Source organism: Glycomyces mayteni (assembly GCF_042428885.1).
In the GTDB taxonomy this organism is placed as follows: domain Bacteria; phylum Actinomycetota; class Actinomycetes; order Mycobacteriales; family Micromonosporaceae; genus Glycomyces; species Glycomyces mayteni.
Window position 1 is genome coordinate 555,771 of the sequence record NZ_JBHMBP010000001.1, and the last position, 16,803, is coordinate 572,573.

Below are 16,803 nucleotides of genomic sequence, written 5' to 3' on the forward strand. Positions count from 1 at the left end.
GTGGTCGGGTTGACAGGATTTGAACCTGCGACCCCCTCGTCCCGAACGAGGTGCGCTACCAAGCTGCGCCACAACCCGATGTTCTGTTTTCGCGCACACGCTGGGCGGATGCGTCGTTTGGAAATGCTACCCGAACCCGGGCGGGGCCGTCGAACGGGGTCGGGGGCGCGGGGCCCGGTCACATCCGGGCCCCGGCCCCGCGGCTAGAAGACCTTCGGGACGAACGTCAGGAGGCTCGCCTCCGGGGCGCACGCGAACCGCACCGGCGCGTACGGGCTGGTGCCCAGGCCCGCCGAGACGTGCAGCCACATGTCCTCCCACGGGTGCAGGCCCTTCACGCGCTCGCGGTCGATGCCGCAGTTGGTGACGAGCGCGCCGTACCCGGGCACGCAGACCTGGCCGCCGTGTGTGTGGCCCGCGGCGACGAAGTCGTAGCCGTCGGCCTCGAACGCGTCGAGGACGCGCGGCTCGGGCGAGTGGGTGAGGCCGATCGACAGGTCGGCGCTGGAGGGGACGGGCCCGGCGACCAGCTCGTAGTCGTCGAGGTCGAAGTGCGGGTCGTCGACGCCCGCGAAGTGGACGTTCATGCCCGACACGACCTTGTCGGCGGCGGCGTTGTTCAGGTCGAGCCACCCGCCGTCGACGAGGACCTTCCGCAGCTCCTCGGTCGGCAGCGGCTCGCCGTACCGGTGCTCGTGGTTGCGGTTGAAGTACTGGAGCGGGTTCTTGAACACCGGCGCGTAGTAGTCGTTCGAGCCGAACACGAACGCGCCCGGCGCCTTGAGCAGCGGCCGGAGGGTCTTGGCGACCAGGTCGACCGCGTCCGGGTGCGACAGGTTGTCGCCGGTGAGGAGCACCAGGTCCGGGTCGAGCGCCGACAGGGACGCGACCCAGTGGGCCTTGCGCACCTGGCCGGGCGTCATGTGGAGGTCGGAGATGTGCAGGACCCGGATAGGCTCGGCACCTTCGGGAAGCGCGGGCACCGCGAAGTGCCTGAGCGTGTACTGGACGCGTTCGTATAGCGACGCGTACGCGAGGGCCAGCGCCCCCGCGCCGACCCCGATCCCGGCTGCTGCGGCAAGTCCACGGCTGATCTTCATACCCCCAACGGTAGATTGTCGAGATATGAGCGAGCTAAAGACCCAGTTGGAAACGGATATGCGAGCCGCCCTCAAGGCGAAGGACAAGGTGACACTGGGCACGCTCCGCATGATCATCACGGCAATTCGGAACGAAGAGGTCGCCGGGAAGAGCAAGCGCGAACTCGACGACGCCGAGATCGTGAAGGTGCTGGTCAAGCAGGCGAAGCAGCGGCGCGAGGCGGCGGACGCGTTCCGCGCCGGGGGCCGGGAGGAGTCCGCGGACAACGAGCTCGCGGAGGAGGCCGTCATCAAGCGGTACCTGCCGACGGAGCTCACTGAGGCGGAAGTCACTGAACTGGTGCGCGCGGCGATCATCGAGGGCGGGTTCTCGGGGCCGAAGGACATGGGCAAGGTCATGAAGGCGATCGGCCCGAAGACGGCCGGGCGCGCGGACGGGAAGCTCGTCGCGGGCATCGTCAAGGACGCGCTCGCGCAGTGACGCGGCCGGGCCGTGTCGCTGCGCACGGCTATCGTTGAGGGTCGGGCCCGAAGCACTTTTCAACACCTTGAGGAATCCATGTCCAGCCACATCTCGGCGGAGGCCGCGCGCCGCCGCACGTTCGCGGTGATCTCCCACCCCGACGCCGGCAAGTCGACGATCACCGAGGCCCTGGCGCTGCACGGCCGCGCCATCTCGACCGCGGGCGCCGTCCACGGCAAGGGCGACCGCAAGGGCGTGGTGTCCGACTGGATGTCCATGGAGCAGGACCGCGGCATCTCGATCACCTCGGCGGCCCTCCAGTTCGAGTACCGCGGCTGCGTCGTCAACCTCCTCGACACCCCCGGCCACGCCGACTTCTCCGAGGACACCTACCGGGTCCTCACCGCCGTCGACGCCGCCGTGATGCTCCTGGACGCCGCGAAGGGCCTGGAGCCACAGACGCTGAAGCTGTTCGAGGTGTGCCGGGCGCGGCGCATCCCCGTGATCACGTTCGTGAACAAGTGGGACCGGCCCGCGAAGGACGCGCTCGAACTCATCGAGGAGATCGAGACGCGCATCGGCATCAAGCCCACGCCCGTGACGTGGCCCGTGGGCGTCGGCGGCGAGTTCCGCGGCGTCATCGAGCGGATCGGGTTCGGCCCGTGGCGCGACGGTCGCCGCGAGACGGGCCCGCAGGTCCCAGGCATGGTCCGGTACGAGCGGTCTCCGGGCGGGGAGCGGTCGGCGATCGCCGAGCAGCTCGGCGCCGAGGAGGCCGCCGCGCAGTTCGGGGCCGAGTACGAACGCGCCCAGGAGGAGTCGGAGCTGCTGAGCGAGGTCGAGGCGGACTTCGACCAGAAGACGTTCGAGGCCGGGCAGACCACGCCGACGCTGTTCGGCGCCGCGCTCGTCCACTTCGGGGTCGGGCAGCTCCTCGACCTGCTCGTGGACATCGCGCCCTCGCCGTTCTCGCGCGAGGACGCCAAAGGCGAGCCGCGCGAGCTGGAGACCGGGTTCTCCGGGTTCGTGTTCAAGTCGCAGGCGAACATGAACGCCTCGCACCGCGACCAGCTCGCGTTCATCCGCGTCTGCTCGGGCCGGTTCGAGCGCGGCATGCAGGTGACGCAGGCGCAGGGCGGGCGCACCATGTCCACGAAGTACGCGCAGACCCTGTTCGGGTCGGCGCGCGACACCGTGGACGAGGCGTGGCCCGGCGACATCGTGGGCCTCGTCAACGCCACCGGCCTGTCGGTGGGCGACACGATCTACCAGGGCAAGGCCGTCGAGTACCCGCCGCTGCCGGCGTTCGCGCCCGAGCACTTCGGGGCGCTCCAGATGCACGACACCTCGAAGGCCAAGCGGTTCCGGCGCGGCATCGCGCAGCTCGACGCCGAAGGGGTCGTGCAGGTCCTGTACTCCGAGCGGCGCGGCGAGGCCACGCCCGTGCTCGCCGCGGTCGGGCCCCTCCAGTTCGAGGTGACCACGGCCCGGCTCCAGGCCGAGTTCGACGTCCCCGCCACGATCAGCAACCTGCCGTACCAGCTCGCGCGCCTCACCGACGCCGAGGGCGCGGCCCGGCTGCGCACCGCCCCGGGCGTCGAGGTGTTCTCGCGGCCCCGCGACGGCGCGTTCCTCGTGGCGCTGCCGAACAAGTACCGCATCCAGACCATCCAGAACGACTACCCGGGCATCGTCCTGGAGCCGCTCCTGGCCGGGGGCCAGGGCTGATGGCGCGCCTGCTCACCTCGGGCGACATCCGCACGCTCTCGCGCGGCCTCGGCATCACCCCCACCAAGAAGTGGGGCCAGAACTTCGTCGTGGACGCGAACACGGTGCGCCGCATCGCCGCCGCCGCGAAGCTCGACGCCGACGACGTCGTCATGGAGGTCGGCCCCGGCCTCGGCTCGCTCACCCTGGCCCTCATCGAGACCGCCCGCAAAGTGATCGCCGTGGAGATCGACCCGAAGCTGGCGCTCGCGCTGCCCACGACGGTGGCGCACCGGGCGCCCGAGGAGCACCAGCGGCTCGTCGTCGTCGAGACCGACGCCGCCCGCATCGACCCCGCGCAGCTCCCCGAGCCGCCGACGGCGCTGGTCGCGAACCTGCCGTACAACGTGGCCGTGCCCGTCGTGCTCCACGCCCTGGAGCACTTCCCGACCCTGCGCAAGGGCCTCGTCATGGTCCAGGCGGAGGTCGGCGACCGGCTCACCGCCTCGCCCGGGTCGAAGATCTACGGCTCCCCGAGCGTGAAGATGGCCTGGTACGCCAAGGCGAAGCGGGCCGGTTCGGTGTCGGCAAACGTGTTCTGGCCGGTGCCCAACGTCGCCAGCGCGCTCGTCGCGTTCGAGCGCATCCAGAGCCCCGACGCGAACCGCGTCGAGGTGTTCGGCGCCGTGGACGCCGCGTTCGGGCAGCGGCGCAAGATGCTGCGCCAGTCGCTGAAGGCGTGGGCGGGCGAGGACGTGGACGCGGTGCTGGAGCGCTCGGGGATCGAACCCACGAGGCGGGGTGAGTCGTTGGACATAGCGGAGTTCATCGCCCTCGCCGACGCCAAGGAGGCGCTGGGCGGGACCAGTCGGACCTGAGGAGGCCTGAATGACCGGACAGACCGCGCCGGCCGCACCGCCGGTCGGCGTTGCCGTCGACGTCCCCGCCAAGATCAACCCGCACCTGGGCGTCGGGGACGCCCGCGCCGACGGCTACCACGCGCTGTCCACGGTGTACCAGGCGATCTCGCTGCACGACACCGTGACCGCGGAGCGGCGCGGCGAGCCGGGCATCGAGATCACGATCTCCGGCGAGGGCGCCGGGGAGCTGCCCACGGACGAGGGGAACCTCGCGTACAAGGCCGCGAAGCTCATCGCCCTGTACGCCGGGATCGAACCGGACGTCAAGCTGCACTTGAACAAGCGCATCCCCGTCGCCGGGGGCCTCGCGGGGGGCTCCGCGGACGCGGCCGGTGCGCTGATCGCCTGCTCGCGGCTGTGGGACGTCGAGATCGGCGACGCCGAGCTGCACCGCCTCGCGGCGGGTCTGGGCTCCGACGTCCCGTTCTGCCTCAAGGGCGGCACGGCGATCGGCACGGGCCGCGGCGAGGAGCTGACCCCGGTGGCCGCCAAGGGGACGTGGCACTGGGTCGTGGCGACCACGGACACGCAGATCTCGACCCCCGAGTGCTACAAGGAGGTCGACCGCCTCCGCGAGGACGGCATCGGCCGCTTTTCCTCCGATGTGGACCAGATCGTACGGGCCTTCGAGACCGGCGCCGACGCCGACTCCCTGGCCCGCCTCCTCGTCAACGACATGGAGGCCGCGGCGGTGAGCCTGCGCCCGCAGCTCGCCTCCCTCATGCACGGCGGCCTCGAAGAGGGGGCCCTGACCGCCCACGTCTCCGGCTCCGGTCCCACCGTCCTCTTCCTCGCCGACGACGTCAAACACGCCGTCGCCCTCGCCCGCCGCATCAGAATGCGCGGCGGAGCCCGAAGCGTCCACCTGGCCCACGGCCCGGTCCCGGGCCCGGCCGCCTGAGGTCTCCTCTCGCCGCGGCGTCCTGTCGGTGGCCCTTGATAATTTGGGTTGTCCGGGGGCGCCGCCGTCGGACATTTCCGGAATTCCGGTTATGTCAGGCGTTGCGGTCCCAGATCATCCGGAGTCCGTGGAGGGTGAGGTTGGGCTCGTAGTGGGTGACGGTCTCGCACTGCTCGATGACTACCGGGGCGAGGCCGCCGGTGGCGACGACCGCCGCGACCGAGCCGCCGAGTTCGGCGGTGATGCGGCGGACCAGGCCGTCGACCTGGGCGGCGGTGCCGTAGACCATGCCGGACTGGAGGCACTCGACGGTGTTCTTGCCGATGACGCTGCGCGGCTTGACGAGCGGGATCTTCAGCAGGTTCGCGGCCCGCGAGGCGAGGGCGTCGATGGAGATCTCGATGCCCGGTGCGAAGGCGCCGCCGAGGAAGTCGCCGGTCTCGGAGATCACGTCGATGTTCGTGGACGTTCCGAAGTCGACGGTGATGCACGGCCCGCCGTAGAGGTGGAACGCCGCGTACGTGTTCGCGATGCGGTCGGGCCCGGCCTCGCGCGGGTTGTCGATGCTCAGGCGCACACCGGTCTTGACGCCCGGGGCGATCTGCACGAGGCGTGCGTGCGGGTAGTACCGCTGCGCCATCTTCGCGACCTCCGCGCCCTGCTGGGGCACCGTGGAGGACAGCGCGATGCCCGAGAGGTCCACGCCGTCGCCGTCGAGGAGGGCCCGGAACGTCAGGCCCAGCTCGTCGGCGGTGGCGTGCGGGTCGGTGCGAATCCGCCACGAGTGCTTGAGGGTCTCCCCGTCGAACACGGCGAGCACCGTGTTCGTGTTCCCGATGTCCACGCACAGCAGCACGGGTCTACTCCTCGAAGTCCAGGCCGATGTCCAGAATGGGCGACGAATGCGTCAGCGCGCCCACGGAGATGTAGTCGACGCCGGTGGCGGCGTAGTCGACCGCGGTGTCGAGGGTGATCGTGCCGGTCGCCTCCAGCTCGGCGCGCTCGCCGACGGCCTCGACGACCTCGGCGAGCTCCTTGGGGCTCATGTTGTCGCACAGGAGGAACACGGCACCGGCGGCGACCGCTTCGAGGGCCTCCTCGATGGTCTCGACCTCGACCTGGACGTCCACATCGGGCTCGGCGGAGCGGACCGCGTTGAACGCCTCGGTGATCGAGCCCGCGGCCTCCTTGTGGTTGTCCTTGATCATGGCGACGTCGTACAGGCCCATGCGCTTGTTGTCGCCGCCCCCGGCGCGCACCGCGTACTTCTCGAACGCGCGCAGGCCCGGCGTGGTCTTGCGGGTGTCGAGGACGGTGGTGTGCCAGTCGGCGAGGACGTCGGCGAAGCGGCGGGTGTGGGTGGCGACGCCGCTGATGCGGCACAGCAGGTTCAGGGCGGTGCGCTCGGCGGCGAGGAGCGAGCGGGTGGGGCCGGTGACGCGGGCGAGGACCTGCCCGGCGCGGATGCGCGCGCCTTCCTTGGCGAGGTACTGGAACTCGACGTCCCCGGGCATGGCGTGGAAGACCGCGTGGGCGACCGGGAGCCCCGCGAGGAGCCCGTCGGCGCGGGCGGTGACGGCGACGGTGGAGGTGTGCTCGGGGCCGAAGATCGACTCGGAGGTCACGTCGCGGCGTTCGTGGGAGAGGTCCTCGTCCAGGTAGTCCTGGACGGCGACGTACACGTCCTCGGGGTCGAGGCGGCAGGCGAGCAGCCGCTCGTCCAGTCCGGCCCCGCCGGGGACTTCGGCGAATCTGCTCATCTGATGGGCTCCCAGGTGGTTTCGAGCTCCCCGTCGGAGCTGATGGACAGTGCGAGGTGGCCGAGCCAGGCGTCGGCGGCGTCGGGGTGGTCCTCGCGCCAGTGGCTGCCCCGGGTCTCGCGGCGCCGGTGCGCCGCGGCCGTGACGGCGGCCGCCACGGTCAAGAGGTTCGTGGCCTCCCATGTGGCCGGTCGCGGACGTCCGGACACATTGTCCCCCAGTGCGGTGAGCGACGCCGCGGTGGCCTCCAGTGACGACTCGGAGCGGAGCACGCCCGCGCCCTTCGTCATCGCTTCCTGGAGGGGCGCACGGGAGGTCGTGGAGCACACGGTGCCCTCGCCCTCGGGCAGCTCGGGGACGCCGGGGCTCGGCTTGCGCTCGGCGAGGTCGTCGGCGATGCGCTGCGCGAACACGAGCGCTTCGAGCAGGGAGTTAGAGGCGAGCCGGTTCGCGCCGTGCAGGCCCGTGCAGGCGGCCTCCCCGGCGGCGTACAGGCCGGGGACGCTGGTGCGCCCGTACAGGTCGGTGCGCACGCCCCCGGAGGAGTAGTGGGCGGCGGGCGCGACGGGGATCAGGTCGGCCACGGGGTCGACGCCGATCGCGCGGCACGAGGCGGTGATCGTGGGGAAGCGGTGCTCCAGCATGTCGCGGCCGAGGTGGCGGGCGTCGAGCCACATGTGCGGCTTGCCTTCGGCGATCATGCGGTTGGTGATGGCCTTGGCGACGACGTCGCGGGGCGCGAGCTCGGCGAGCTCGTGGCGGCCGATCATGAACCGGTCGCCGGTGAAGTCGCGGAGGTACGCGCCCTCGCCACGCAGCGCCTCGGAGATGAGCGGCTGCTGGTCGGCGCGGACCCGGTCCGGGCCCTGGCCTGCGGTGAGACTGGACTGTCGGTCCCCGGGGATACCGTCGGTCCCGAGTTCGGAGCCTCCGGCCGCGGTGCCGCCGCCGGGGCCGGAGGCGCCGGGCAGACCGCGCAGGCCGTCGCCCGCGACGCCTGCGACGTACAGGGACGTCGGGTGGAACTGGACGAACTCCAGGTCGGTCACGGTCGCACCGGCCCGCAGCGCCAGCGCCACGCCGTCGCCGATGGACACGGAGGGGTTGGTGGTCGACTGGAAGATCTGACCGAGGCCGCCGGTGGCGAGCACGACCGCGCGGGCCTCGACGCCGCCGACGCCGTGCTCGACGCCCTCGCCTAGGACGTGGAGGCTCACCCCGGCCGCGTGGCCGCGGGCGTCGGTGAGCAGGTCGAGGACCATGGCGTTCTCGATGATGCGGATCCACGGGTCGCGCAGGACCGCGGCGTGGAGTGCGCGCTGGATCTCGGCGCCGGTGGCGTCGCCGCCGGCGTGGACGATGCGGCGGGCGCGGTGGCCGCCTTCGCGGGCGAGCTGGAGTGAGCCGTCGGGGTCGCGGTCGAACTCGGTGCCGAGGTGGATGAGGTCGGCGATGCGTTCGGGGCCTTCGGTGACGGTGACGTCGACGGCCGCAGGGTCGCAGAGGCCGACGCCGGCGATCTGGGTGTCGCGGGCGTGCGCGGCGGGGGTGTCGTGCGGGTCGAGCACGGCGGCGACGCCGCCCTGCGCCCAGCGGGTGGAGCCGTCGTCGATGTGGACCTTGGTGACGACGGTGACGTGGAATCCGGCCTGGCGCAGGTTGAGCGCGCAGGTGAGTCCGGCGACGCCGGAGCCGATGACGCACACGTCGGTGGTCTCGGTCCAGGACGGCGCGGCGGCGCGCAGCCGCCGCGGCAGGCGGGGCAGGTGCGGGAGCGCCCCGGCCTCCGGCCCTGTGAACACGGGTGGCACGTGCCGTCGCCCTTCTAGCCGGGTCGCCCCGGTCGCCCGGGGACCCGCTCGGTGTGCGCGCCGACCGGCGCGCGGTTCGGATCAACTGTGCCCTCACCGGGCGCCTCCGCGCCAGCAGACGTGACGATCGCGTCACACGAAGGCCCGGGAAGGTGAAGGATGCGCAGGTTCACGGCCGCCCCCGCTTTCAAGCGTGCCCGAGGGGTCCGACAGGAGAGCCGTGCCAGCGGCCCGGGGTCGGGCGCGGCCGCGCGGCGGGCGGGAATGTGAAGGGTTCGCGGGTTCGCTGGCGCCCCCGCTTTCAAGCGTGCCCGAAGGGTCCGACAGGGGGGCCGTGGTGCGGTTCGGGAGCCTCGCGGGCGGAGGCGGGGCGCGGTTCGGGCGTCGTGGGGACGGGGCCGGGCCCGGCTTGGACCGCGGTGTGCGGTGGGGGCCGGGCCCGGGTCGGTCGTGGTCACGGGTGGGGTCAGCCGCGGGCGGAGGCGCGCTGGACGAAGTCGGCGAGGTCGGCCGACTGGGCCAGGCGGGAGGGCTCGTGGACGTACATCATGTGGCCGGCCGGGTAGGTCTTCGTCTCGACGTTCGCGCGGGCGTCGAGCGGGATCTCCAGGTGGTCGAGGGTGTACTCGATGGCCTCGACGGGGACGCCGCCGTCGTAGCGGCCCATGGCGACGTGGACCTTCATGTACGGGTTGAGGCGCATGGCGTTGCCGAGCTTGCCGATGACGTCGACGGCCTCGCCCTCGAACTCCTTGTACGACCACGGGTGCACGGCGCGCGAGAGGCGCTCGTAGACGTGCTCGTTCTCGTATTCGAGCTCGGTGCGCACGTAGTGCTGGAGCGCGGCCGTGTACGGCCCGTCGGTGCCGATGAGGAACGGGTCGTACGGCATCTTCTCGTACGTGTAGTGGTCGGCGGGCCCGGTGAAGCGGGTGTCGAGGCGGCCGGTGACGAGGCGCTTGTGGCGCAGCAGCTCCGCGTAGAAGCGGGTGTGCTCCAGGCGCAGGTTCGCGGCGTCGACGTAGTCCTCGGAGACGCCGGCGAGCGAGGCGACCTTGGCGACGGCGGCGGCGCGCTCGGCGGGGTCGAGGTTCTGGCCCTTGGCGAGGACGGCGCGGTACTCGTCGGCGTAGGCGCGGGCCTCGGCGACCAGGTCGTCGAGCTCGCGGTCCGGGTGCAGGCCGTGGTAGTGCGCGGTGGCCGCGTACATCGGCAGGAACAGCGGGCCCGGCAGGTCGGAGCGGCTGGTGTGGAACAGCGTCTCCATGTTGAACGCCGGGGCGATGAACATGACGCCGTTGAGCGCCAGGCCGAACCGGGTCAGGAGGTACTCGGCGATGCCCGCGCCGCGGGTGCCGCCGTAGGACTCGCCGATGAGGAACTTCGGGGAGAGCCAGCGGTTGTTCCGCGTGGTCCACAGGCGGATGATCTCGCTGACGGACTCGATGTCCTTGGTGAACCCGTGGTAGTCGCGGGGGTTGCCGCCCTCGACGGCGCGCGACCAGCCGGTGGAGATCGGGTCGATGAACACCAGGTCGGTGTGGCGCAGGAGGGTCTCCTCGTTGTCGAGGAGGCCGTACGGGGGCGGGGTGAGGTTCCCGGCGTCGCCGGAGTCGACGCGGCGCGGGCCGAGGAGGCCCATGTGCAGCCAGATCGAGGAGGAACCGGGGCCGCCGTTGAAGGCGAAGGTGACCGGCCGCTCGGTGACGTCGGCGTCGTCGAGGGTGTAGTACGTGATGGAGACCTCGGCCTTGGGCTTGCGGCCGTTGAACTTGTCGTCCTCGGTGACCTCCTCGTGGAACACGATGCGTCCGGTGGTCGCCGTGTACGCGAGGTCGCCCAGGGTGTGGCGGGTGGTCTTCAGGTCGTCGACGGGGTCGGGCTTGTCGGCCTTCTTGTCCTCGGCGGCGGGCGCGGTCTCGTTCTTCGGTTCTTCGCTCATGAGTCTGTAACTTACCGCCCGGCTAGTGGCGACGCCACCGCGTTGCCCGCCGTCCCGGGCGCCGGGTGGGCCTTGTCGGCGTTGACCTCGATGATCTCGTTGCGCTCGTTGACGTGAACGACCGTGGGCGTGAACGCCCGCGCCTCCGCGTCCTCCAACTGCGCGTATGAGATGAGGATCACAAGGTCTCCGGGGGCGACGAGGCGGGCGGCGGCCCCGTTGATGCCGATCACGCCCGAGCCGCGCTCCCCGGCGATCGTGTACGTCTCCAGGCGCGCGCCGTTGGTGATGTCGACGATGGCGACCATCTCGCCGTCGAGGATGTCGGCGGCGTCGAGCAGGTCCGCGTCCACGGTGACCGACCCGACGTAGTGCAGGTCGGCCTGGGTGACGGTGGCGCGGTGGATCTTCGACTTGAACATGGTGCGGATCATCGGGCGTCTCCTACATTCACGGGGGCGTTGTCGATCAGGCGGGTCGTGCCCGCCTTCGCGGCGATGAGGATCCTCGCCGGGCCCCGGTCGGGGGCCTCGCCGAGGTCGTTCGCCCGGACGGCGACGTAGTCGACGTCCAGGCCGGGCTCGGCCGCCAGGACCGCGAGGGCGGCGGCGAGCGGGTCGGGGGAGGCCTGGGCGGCCCCGATCGCGCGGGGGATCGCGAGGGCGGCGGCGCGCTCGGCCGCCGACAGGAACACGTTGCGGCTCGACCGGGCCAGGCCGTCGGCCTCGCGATCGGTCGGGACGGCGACCACCTCGATCCCCATGTCGAGGTCGCGCACCATGCGCCGGACCATCGCGAGCTGCTGGAAGTCCTTCTCCCCGAACATGGCCGCATCCGGACGCGTCAGGTGGAACAGCTTCGACACGACGGTGAGCACGCCGGTGAAGAACCCGGGCCGGGACGCCCCTTCGAGCAGCTCCCCGTCCGGCCCCGCGTGCACCGTCGTCAGGCCCTCGCGGCCCTCCGGGTACATCTCGGCGACGCTCGGCGCGAACACCAGGTCGACGCCCTCGGCCTCGCAGACCGCCAGGTCCGCGTCGAGGGTCCGCGGGTACTTGTCGAGGTCCTCGTTCGGGCGGAACTGGAGCGGGTTCACGAAGATCGTGACGATCACCGAGTCAGCGGATTCCCTGGCGCGCTTGAAGTTCGCGCGGTGGCCCTCGTGGAGCGCCCCCATCGTGGGGACGACCGCGACGCGCCCGCGCAGGGCCGCGCGGGCCTTCGCCAGGTCGGCTTTGGTGTGGACGACCGCCGTCATGGCGTCTCCTCCTTGTCGGGGTGGGCGAGCACGTCGAGCAGGCCCTCGGCGTCGGCGCTCCGCAGGCGCCCCGAGTCCAGGGCGCGCTCGGCGGTGCGCCGGGCCATGGCCCGGTAGGTCCCGGCGATGCCGGTGCCCGCGAGGGCCTTCAGGTGCTTGGCGACCGTGCCCGCGTCGCCGCGCGACACCGGCCCGGTCAGGGCCGCGTCGCCGTGGCGCAGGGCGTTGTCGAGGGACGCCGACACGAGCGGCTCCATGAGCCGCTCCGGGTTCGCGACGCCGATGGCCCGCAACTGGTCCGCGGCGTCGTTCACGAGCGTCATCAGGTGGTTCGCGGCGTACACCAGCGCCGCGTGGTACCGGGCCCGGTCCGCCTCGTCCACGTGCTCGGGCTCCCCGCCCATCTCCAGGACCAGCGCCTCGCCCACGAAGCGGGCCTCGGCCTCGCCCGTGACGGCCCACGAGATCCCGTTCAGGCGCTCCAGGTCCTCGTCGCGGCCCGTGAACGTCATCGCCGGGGCCAGCGCCACGGTGAGCGCCCCCGCGTCGCGGGCGGGCCGCAGCGCCTCGGCGCCCAGCGCGCCCGAGGTGTGGACCCAGATCTGGCCGGGCCGCACGGGCAGGGACGCCACGAGGGGCGCGATCGCGTCGTCGGGGACGGCGACGAGCACGAGCTCGGCGGCGGCGACCACGTCGGGGGGAGGGAGGATCTCGGCGCCCGGCAGATGCCTGGCGGCGCGCTTGCGCGAGTCCTCGGATACGGCGGAGGCGGCCACCACGCGGTGGCCGGCGCGGGTGAGGGCCGCCCCGACGACGGAGCCGACCCGGCCCGCGGAGACGACGCCGACCGCGAGCCGTGAGGCCGGTCGCTGCGACGCGCCGCTGCGCTGCTGATCCATGATGCTGATCCAGTCCTTCGGAAGGTACCGGTCATTGCTTACGCGTTAATTGTGCGTCTCCGCGACGGCAACGCCAGTCCGGGAGCCCCCGAGTGGCCATTCTCACTGCGGGCCTACTGTTCGGTGCATGGCCGGATTCGAGCGCTGGAGTGCCGCGATGGACCGCGCCCTCTACGGCCCCGGCGGGTTCTACCGGCGCGAACTGCCCGCCCATCACTTCGCGACCAGCGCCCAGACCCGCGCGTTCGCCGCCGCCGTCGCGCGGCTCGCGGCCCGGACCTTCGAGCGCCTCGGGCGGCCCGACGCGTTCGCGGTCGTGGACGTCGGCGCGGGCGGGGGCGACCTCCTCGCCCACCTCGCCGCGCTCCTGCCCGAGCGGATCGCGCTCACCGCCGTCGAGCTGCGCCCCCGCCCCCGCGGCCTCCCCCCGCGCGTCGCGTGGCTCCCCGAGCCCCCCGGGCGCGTCACCGGGCTCCTCGTCGCCTGCGAGCTGCTCGACAACGTCCCCTGCGACGTCGCCGTCGTCGACGGGGCGGGCGAGCGCCGGTACGAGGAGGTCGACCCGTCCGGGGCCGTGCGGCCCGGCGGCCCGCTCGAACCCGCCGACGACGCGTGGCTCGACCGGTGGTGGCCCATCGGGGCCCCCGGGGACCGCGCCGAGATCGGCCGCCCCCGCGACGAGGCGTGGCGGGCCCTCACCGGCCGCCTCGACCGCGGCACGGCCCTCGCGGTCGACTACGGCCACACCGGGGACCGCCGCCCGCCCGCGGGCACCCTCACCGGCTTCAAAGACGGCCGCGACACCGCGCCCGTGCCCGACGGGACCTGCGACCTCACCGCGCATGTCGCCGTGGACGCCCTCGGCGGCGACCGGTGCGAGCGCCAGCGCGAGGCCCTCCGCGGCCTCGGCGTCACCGCCGCCCGCCCGCCCCTGGACCTCGCCCGCCGCTCGCCCGTCGAGTACGCGACGGCGCTCGCGCTGGCGGGCGAGTCGGCCCGGCTCACCGACCCGGCGGGCCTGGGCGCGCACTGGTGGGTGCGCGCGGAGCGGTGATCAGACGGGCGCGGCGGCCCGGTAGGCGGTGGGGCTCTTGCCCTTCCGGCGTTTGAAGGCGTTGCTGAAGCCGAACTGGTCGGCGTAGCCGACGGTGCGGGCGATCTGGGCGACGGTGAGGTCGGGGTCGGCGAGGAGCTCTTCGGCGAGCTCCATGCGCCGCTCCGTCAGGTACGTCAGGGGCGGGGCGCCCATGACCTCGGTGAAGCGCTTGGCGAGGAGGGCCCGTGAGACGCCGGCCTGGAGGGCGAGGGCGGCGACGGTCCAGGGGGCGGCGGGGCGGGTGTGGATGGCCTCCAGGGCGGGCCCGGCGACGGGGTCGGCGAAGCCGCGGTACCAGCCGGGGGCGCCGTCGGCCTGCTCGTCGAACCAGGTGCGGAGGGTGCAGACCAGGCCCCAGTCGAAGAGGCGGTCGATGTACGCCTGGGTGCCGGGCTTGCGGGACGCGAGGTCGGAGGCGCACACGGCGAGGAGGCCGGCGGTCTCGGCGTCGTCGTCGACGACGATGACCGGCGGGAGGGCGCGCAGGAGCCGCTCGTGGCGGCGGCCGGTGGCCCGGTAGGCGCCCACGAACAGGTCGGTGGCGGGGCCGTCCCCGGCGGGCGGGGCGGCCTCGTAGGCGCACGCCTCGGGGTCGAAGCAGGTGAGCCAGTAGTCGAGGTGCGGGCGCTCCACGGACGCGGCGTCGTCGGCCATGCGGAACGGCTCGTGGCCGCGCACGATCGCGGTCTGGCCCTCCCGCACCGGGACGCTGGCGCCGTCGGCGAGGAGGAGCACGCCGCCGCCGCGGGCGACGGTGACCATGGTGAGCGGGGCCCGGTCGTCGAACCGGACCACCCAGGGGGCCTTGAGGAGCGCGTCGCCGAGGATCGCGCCCTCGGCGCGGATGCCGCCGAGGAGTTCGCTGAGCGGGTCCATCCCGCAATGGTAGGAGGGGTTCCGGGGGATCACACCCGGGCGAGCAGCCATCCGATCCCGGCGATGAGCGCGATCAGTCCGAACGCGACGTAGATGGCCAGCTCGACCCAGTCGCTGGCGGACAATCGCCGCCAGAAGCCCTTGGGGGTCCGCTCCGGACCGTTGCTGTCGGGGGTGTCGTTCATCGCTCCAGCGTATTCAGGTCCCGCGGGCCGCGGCCACCGCCGCAAACGCTTTGACGGGCGGAGCACGTCCGACCACAATCGCGGGATGGGATTCGCAGACCTCTCAGGCGTGGGATACGTGCTCGGCGACGGCCGGACGCTGTTCTCGGACGTGTCGTTCCGTGTCGGCGAGGGCGCGAAGGTCGCGCTCGTCGGAGCGAACGGGACGGGGAAGACGACGCTGCTGCGGATCGTCACCGGCGACCTGTCGGCGGACTCCGGGACGGTCGCCCACGCGGGCGGCCTGGGCGTGATGCGCCAGCTCGTGGGCATGCGCGAGGGTGAGCGGCCCCTCGGGGACCTGGCCGCCGAGCTGGGGCCGCCGCGGCTGCGCGAGGTGTGGCGGCGCCGCCGTGCCGCGGAGGCGCGCATGGCGGGCGGCGCCGAGCGGGACCAGCTCGCGTACGCGCAGGCCCTCGCCGACTGGGGCGAGGCGGGCGGGTACGAGTTCGAGGTCGTGTGCGACACGGTCGCCGTGTCGGTCCTGGGTCTGCCGTGGACGGAGGTCGAGGCGCGGCCGCTGCGCACGCTCTCGGGCGGGGAGCAGAAGCGGTTCGCGCTGCACCTGCTGCTCCAGGGCCGCGATGAGGTGCTCGTGCTCGACGAGCCGGACAACTTCCTCGACGTGCCCGCCAAACGCGAACTGGAGCAGGCGATCCGGGAGTCGGAGAAGTCGATCCTGTTCGTCTCGCACGACCGGGAGGTCCTCGCCAACGCCGCCGACCGGATCGTGACGCTCGAAGCGGGCACGGCGTGGACGCACGGCGGCGGGTTCGGGACCTGGCACGAGGCGCGGGCGGCCCGCCACGAGCGGTTCGAGGAGCTGCGCCGCCGCTGGGACGAGGAGCACCACAAGCTGCGCGAGCTGATGCTCATGTACAAGAACAAGGCGGCCTTCAACTCCGACATGGCCTCCCGGTACCGGGCCGCGCAGACGCGGCTGCGGAAGTTCGAGGAGGCCGGGCCGCCGCCCGAGCCCCCGCGCGACCAGGACATCCGCGTGAAGCTCGAAGGCGGGCGCACCGGCAGGCGGGCGGTCGTGTGCGAGGGGCTGGAGCTGGAGGACCTGACGTTCCCGTTCGACCTGGAGGTCTGGTACGGCGACCGCGTCGCGGTCCTGGGCGCCAACGGCACCGGCAAGAGCCACTTCCTGCGGCTGCTCGCCCGCGGCGGCACCGACCCCGAAGGAGGCGTGGTCGCGGCGCTGGAGCCGGTGCGGCACAACGGGACCGCGCGGCTCGGGGCGCGCGTCCGTCCGGGGCACTTCTCGCAGACGCACGAGCACCCGGAGTTCACGGGCCGCACGCTGCGCCAGATCCTGTGGGACGGCGACCGGGACCGGCCCTCGCTGGAGCGGTCGAAGGCGATGAGCGCCCTGTCGCGCTACGAGCTCGCGCTCCAGTCCGAACAGGACTTCGGGACGCTCTCGGGCGGGCAGCAGGCCCGGTTCATGGTGCTGCTGCTGGAGCTGTCGGGCGCGACGTGCCTGCTCCTGGACGAGCCGACGGACAACCTCGACCTCGCCAGCGCCGAGGCGCTCGAAGCGGGCCTGAAGTCCTTCGAGGGCACCGTCATCGCGGTGACGCACGACCGCTGGTTCACGCGCGGCTTCGACCGGTTCGTGGTGTTCCAGCGCGACGGCGAGGTCGTCGAGTCGGACGAGCCCGTCTGGGACGTGCGCTGAAGCCGCTGCGCCGCTGAAAAGGCGCGACCGGGATCGTACTGGTGGACGACGGTCCCGGCCGCGCCGTCTGCGACGGGCTCGGCCCGGGGTCCCCACCAGGGAGGAGCCTATGGCCGATCGCGCCGGGGCGCAACGGGTCCGCCGCTGTTGTCCTTGATCCGA

16 protein-coding genes and 1 tRNA gene are annotated in these 16,803 nt (G+C 72.7%); 6 read left to right on the plus strand and 11 right to left on the minus strand.

Annotation, left to right across the window (positions count from 1 at the left end):
- Position 1: 1 nt before the first annotated feature.
- Positions 2 to 78, minus strand: a tRNA-Pro gene (locus ACFFXY_RS02650).
- Positions 79 to 203: 125 nt separating this feature from the next.
- Positions 204 to 1,100: a metallophosphoesterase gene (locus ACFFXY_RS02655; protein ID WP_382345605.1), complete on the minus strand. Its 897-nt coding sequence runs from the start codon at positions 1,098 to 1,100 to the stop codon at positions 204 to 206.
- A gap of 58 nt (positions 1,101 to 1,158) precedes the next feature.
- Here ACFFXY_RS02655 and ACFFXY_RS02660 point away from each other — a divergent pair, with 58 nt between their 5' ends.
- From ACFFXY_RS02660 to ACFFXY_RS02675, 4 genes are all read left to right on the plus strand, one after another.
- Positions 1,159 to 1,581, plus strand: a complete 423-nt coding sequence (locus tag ACFFXY_RS02660; protein WP_382345607.1) for a GatB/YqeY domain-containing protein — start codon at positions 1,159 to 1,161, stop codon at positions 1,579 to 1,581.
- 78 nt (positions 1,582 to 1,659) lie between these two features.
- Positions 1,660 to 3,291, plus strand: a complete 1,632-nt coding sequence (locus tag ACFFXY_RS02665; protein ID WP_382345609.1) for a peptide chain release factor 3 — start codon at positions 1,660 to 1,662, stop codon at positions 3,289 to 3,291.
- A complete protein-coding gene (gene rsmA / locus ACFFXY_RS02670; RefSeq protein WP_382345611.1) occupies positions 3,291 to 4,148 on the plus strand; it encodes a 16S rRNA (adenine(1518)-N(6)/adenine(1519)-N(6))-dimethyltransferase RsmA in 858 nt (285 codons plus the stop codon). The genes ACFFXY_RS02665 and rsmA overlap by 1 nt, the downstream gene beginning before the upstream one ends.
- A gap of 10 nt (positions 4,149 to 4,158) precedes the next feature.
- Entirely contained in the window at positions 4,159 to 5,091 is a 933-nt protein-coding gene (locus ACFFXY_RS02675; protein WP_382345613.1) for a 4-(cytidine 5'-diphospho)-2-C-methyl-D-erythritol kinase, read from the plus strand.
- Between the two features lie 94 nt (positions 5,092 to 5,185).
- Here ACFFXY_RS02675 and ACFFXY_RS02680 read toward each other — a convergent pair whose 3' ends face one another.
- The 7 genes from ACFFXY_RS02680 to ACFFXY_RS02710 all read right to left on the minus strand — a co-directional run bounded on the left by ACFFXY_RS02680 (position 5,186) and on the right by ACFFXY_RS02710 (position 12,761).
- Positions 5,186 to 5,947 (minus strand): type III pantothenate kinase, encoded by a 762-nt coding sequence (locus ACFFXY_RS02680; protein WP_382345615.1) that lies wholly within the window; start codon positions 5,945 to 5,947, stop codon positions 5,186 to 5,188.
- Positions 5,948 to 5,951: 4 nt separating this feature from the next.
- On the minus strand, positions 5,952 to 6,851 hold the full coding sequence (nadC, locus tag ACFFXY_RS02685; RefSeq protein WP_382345617.1) for a carboxylating nicotinate-nucleotide diphosphorylase: 900 nt from the start codon (positions 6,849 to 6,851) through the stop codon (positions 5,952 to 5,954).
- Entirely contained in the window at positions 6,848 to 8,662 is a 1,815-nt protein-coding gene (locus ACFFXY_RS02690; protein WP_382345619.1) for an L-aspartate oxidase, read from the minus strand. The genes nadC and ACFFXY_RS02690 overlap by 4 nt, the downstream gene beginning before the upstream one ends.
- Positions 8,663 to 9,128: 466 nt before the next feature.
- Positions 9,129 to 10,604 (minus strand): S10 family peptidase, encoded by a 1,476-nt coding sequence (locus ACFFXY_RS02695; protein ID WP_382345621.1) that lies wholly within the window; start codon positions 10,602 to 10,604, stop codon positions 9,129 to 9,131.
- An 11-nt stretch (positions 10,605 to 10,615) separates the two neighbouring features.
- Positions 10,616 to 11,038, minus strand: coding sequence for an aspartate 1-decarboxylase (gene panD, locus ACFFXY_RS02700; RefSeq protein WP_382345623.1), 423 nt, complete (start codon positions 11,036 to 11,038; stop codon positions 10,616 to 10,618).
- The gene (gene panC, locus ACFFXY_RS02705; protein WP_382345625.1) at positions 11,035 to 11,862 is read right to left on the minus strand and encodes a pantoate--beta-alanine ligase; all 828 of its coding nucleotides are present in this window, start codon (positions 11,860 to 11,862) and stop codon (positions 11,035 to 11,037) included. The genes panD and panC overlap by 4 nt, the downstream gene beginning before the upstream one ends.
- On the minus strand, positions 11,859 to 12,761 hold the full coding sequence (locus ACFFXY_RS02710) for a Rossmann-like and DUF2520 domain-containing protein (protein WP_382345627.1): 903 nt from the start codon (positions 12,759 to 12,761) through the stop codon (positions 11,859 to 11,861). Before ACFFXY_RS02710 ends, panC begins: the two co-directional genes overlap by 4 nt.
- A gap of 127 nt (positions 12,762 to 12,888) precedes the next feature.
- On the opposite strand from ACFFXY_RS02710, the gene ACFFXY_RS02715 reads away from it, so the two are divergent.
- Positions 12,889 to 13,815, plus strand: coding sequence for an SAM-dependent methyltransferase (locus tag ACFFXY_RS02715; protein WP_382345629.1), 927 nt, complete (start codon positions 12,889 to 12,891; stop codon positions 13,813 to 13,815).
- Here the strand turns inward: ACFFXY_RS02715 and ACFFXY_RS02720 are convergent, their stop codons facing one another.
- Both ACFFXY_RS02720 and ACFFXY_RS02725 read right to left on the minus strand, forming a co-directional pair.
- On the minus strand, positions 13,816 to 14,733 hold the full coding sequence (locus tag ACFFXY_RS02720; protein ID WP_382345631.1) for an AraC family transcriptional regulator: 918 nt from the start codon (positions 14,731 to 14,733) through the stop codon (positions 13,816 to 13,818).
- Positions 14,734 to 14,762: 29 nt separating this feature from the next.
- The gene (locus ACFFXY_RS02725; protein ID WP_382345633.1) at positions 14,763 to 14,918 is read right to left on the minus strand and encodes a hypothetical protein; all 156 of its coding nucleotides are present in this window, start codon (positions 14,916 to 14,918) and stop codon (positions 14,763 to 14,765) included.
- 85 nt (positions 14,919 to 15,003) lie between these two features.
- Between ACFFXY_RS02725 and ACFFXY_RS02730 the strand changes: the two genes are divergently transcribed.
- On the plus strand, positions 15,004 to 16,641 hold the full coding sequence (locus ACFFXY_RS02730) for an ABC-F family ATP-binding cassette domain-containing protein (protein ID WP_382345635.1): 1,638 nt from the start codon (positions 15,004 to 15,006) through the stop codon (positions 16,639 to 16,641).
- The last annotated feature ends 162 nt before the right edge of the window (positions 16,642 to 16,803 follow it).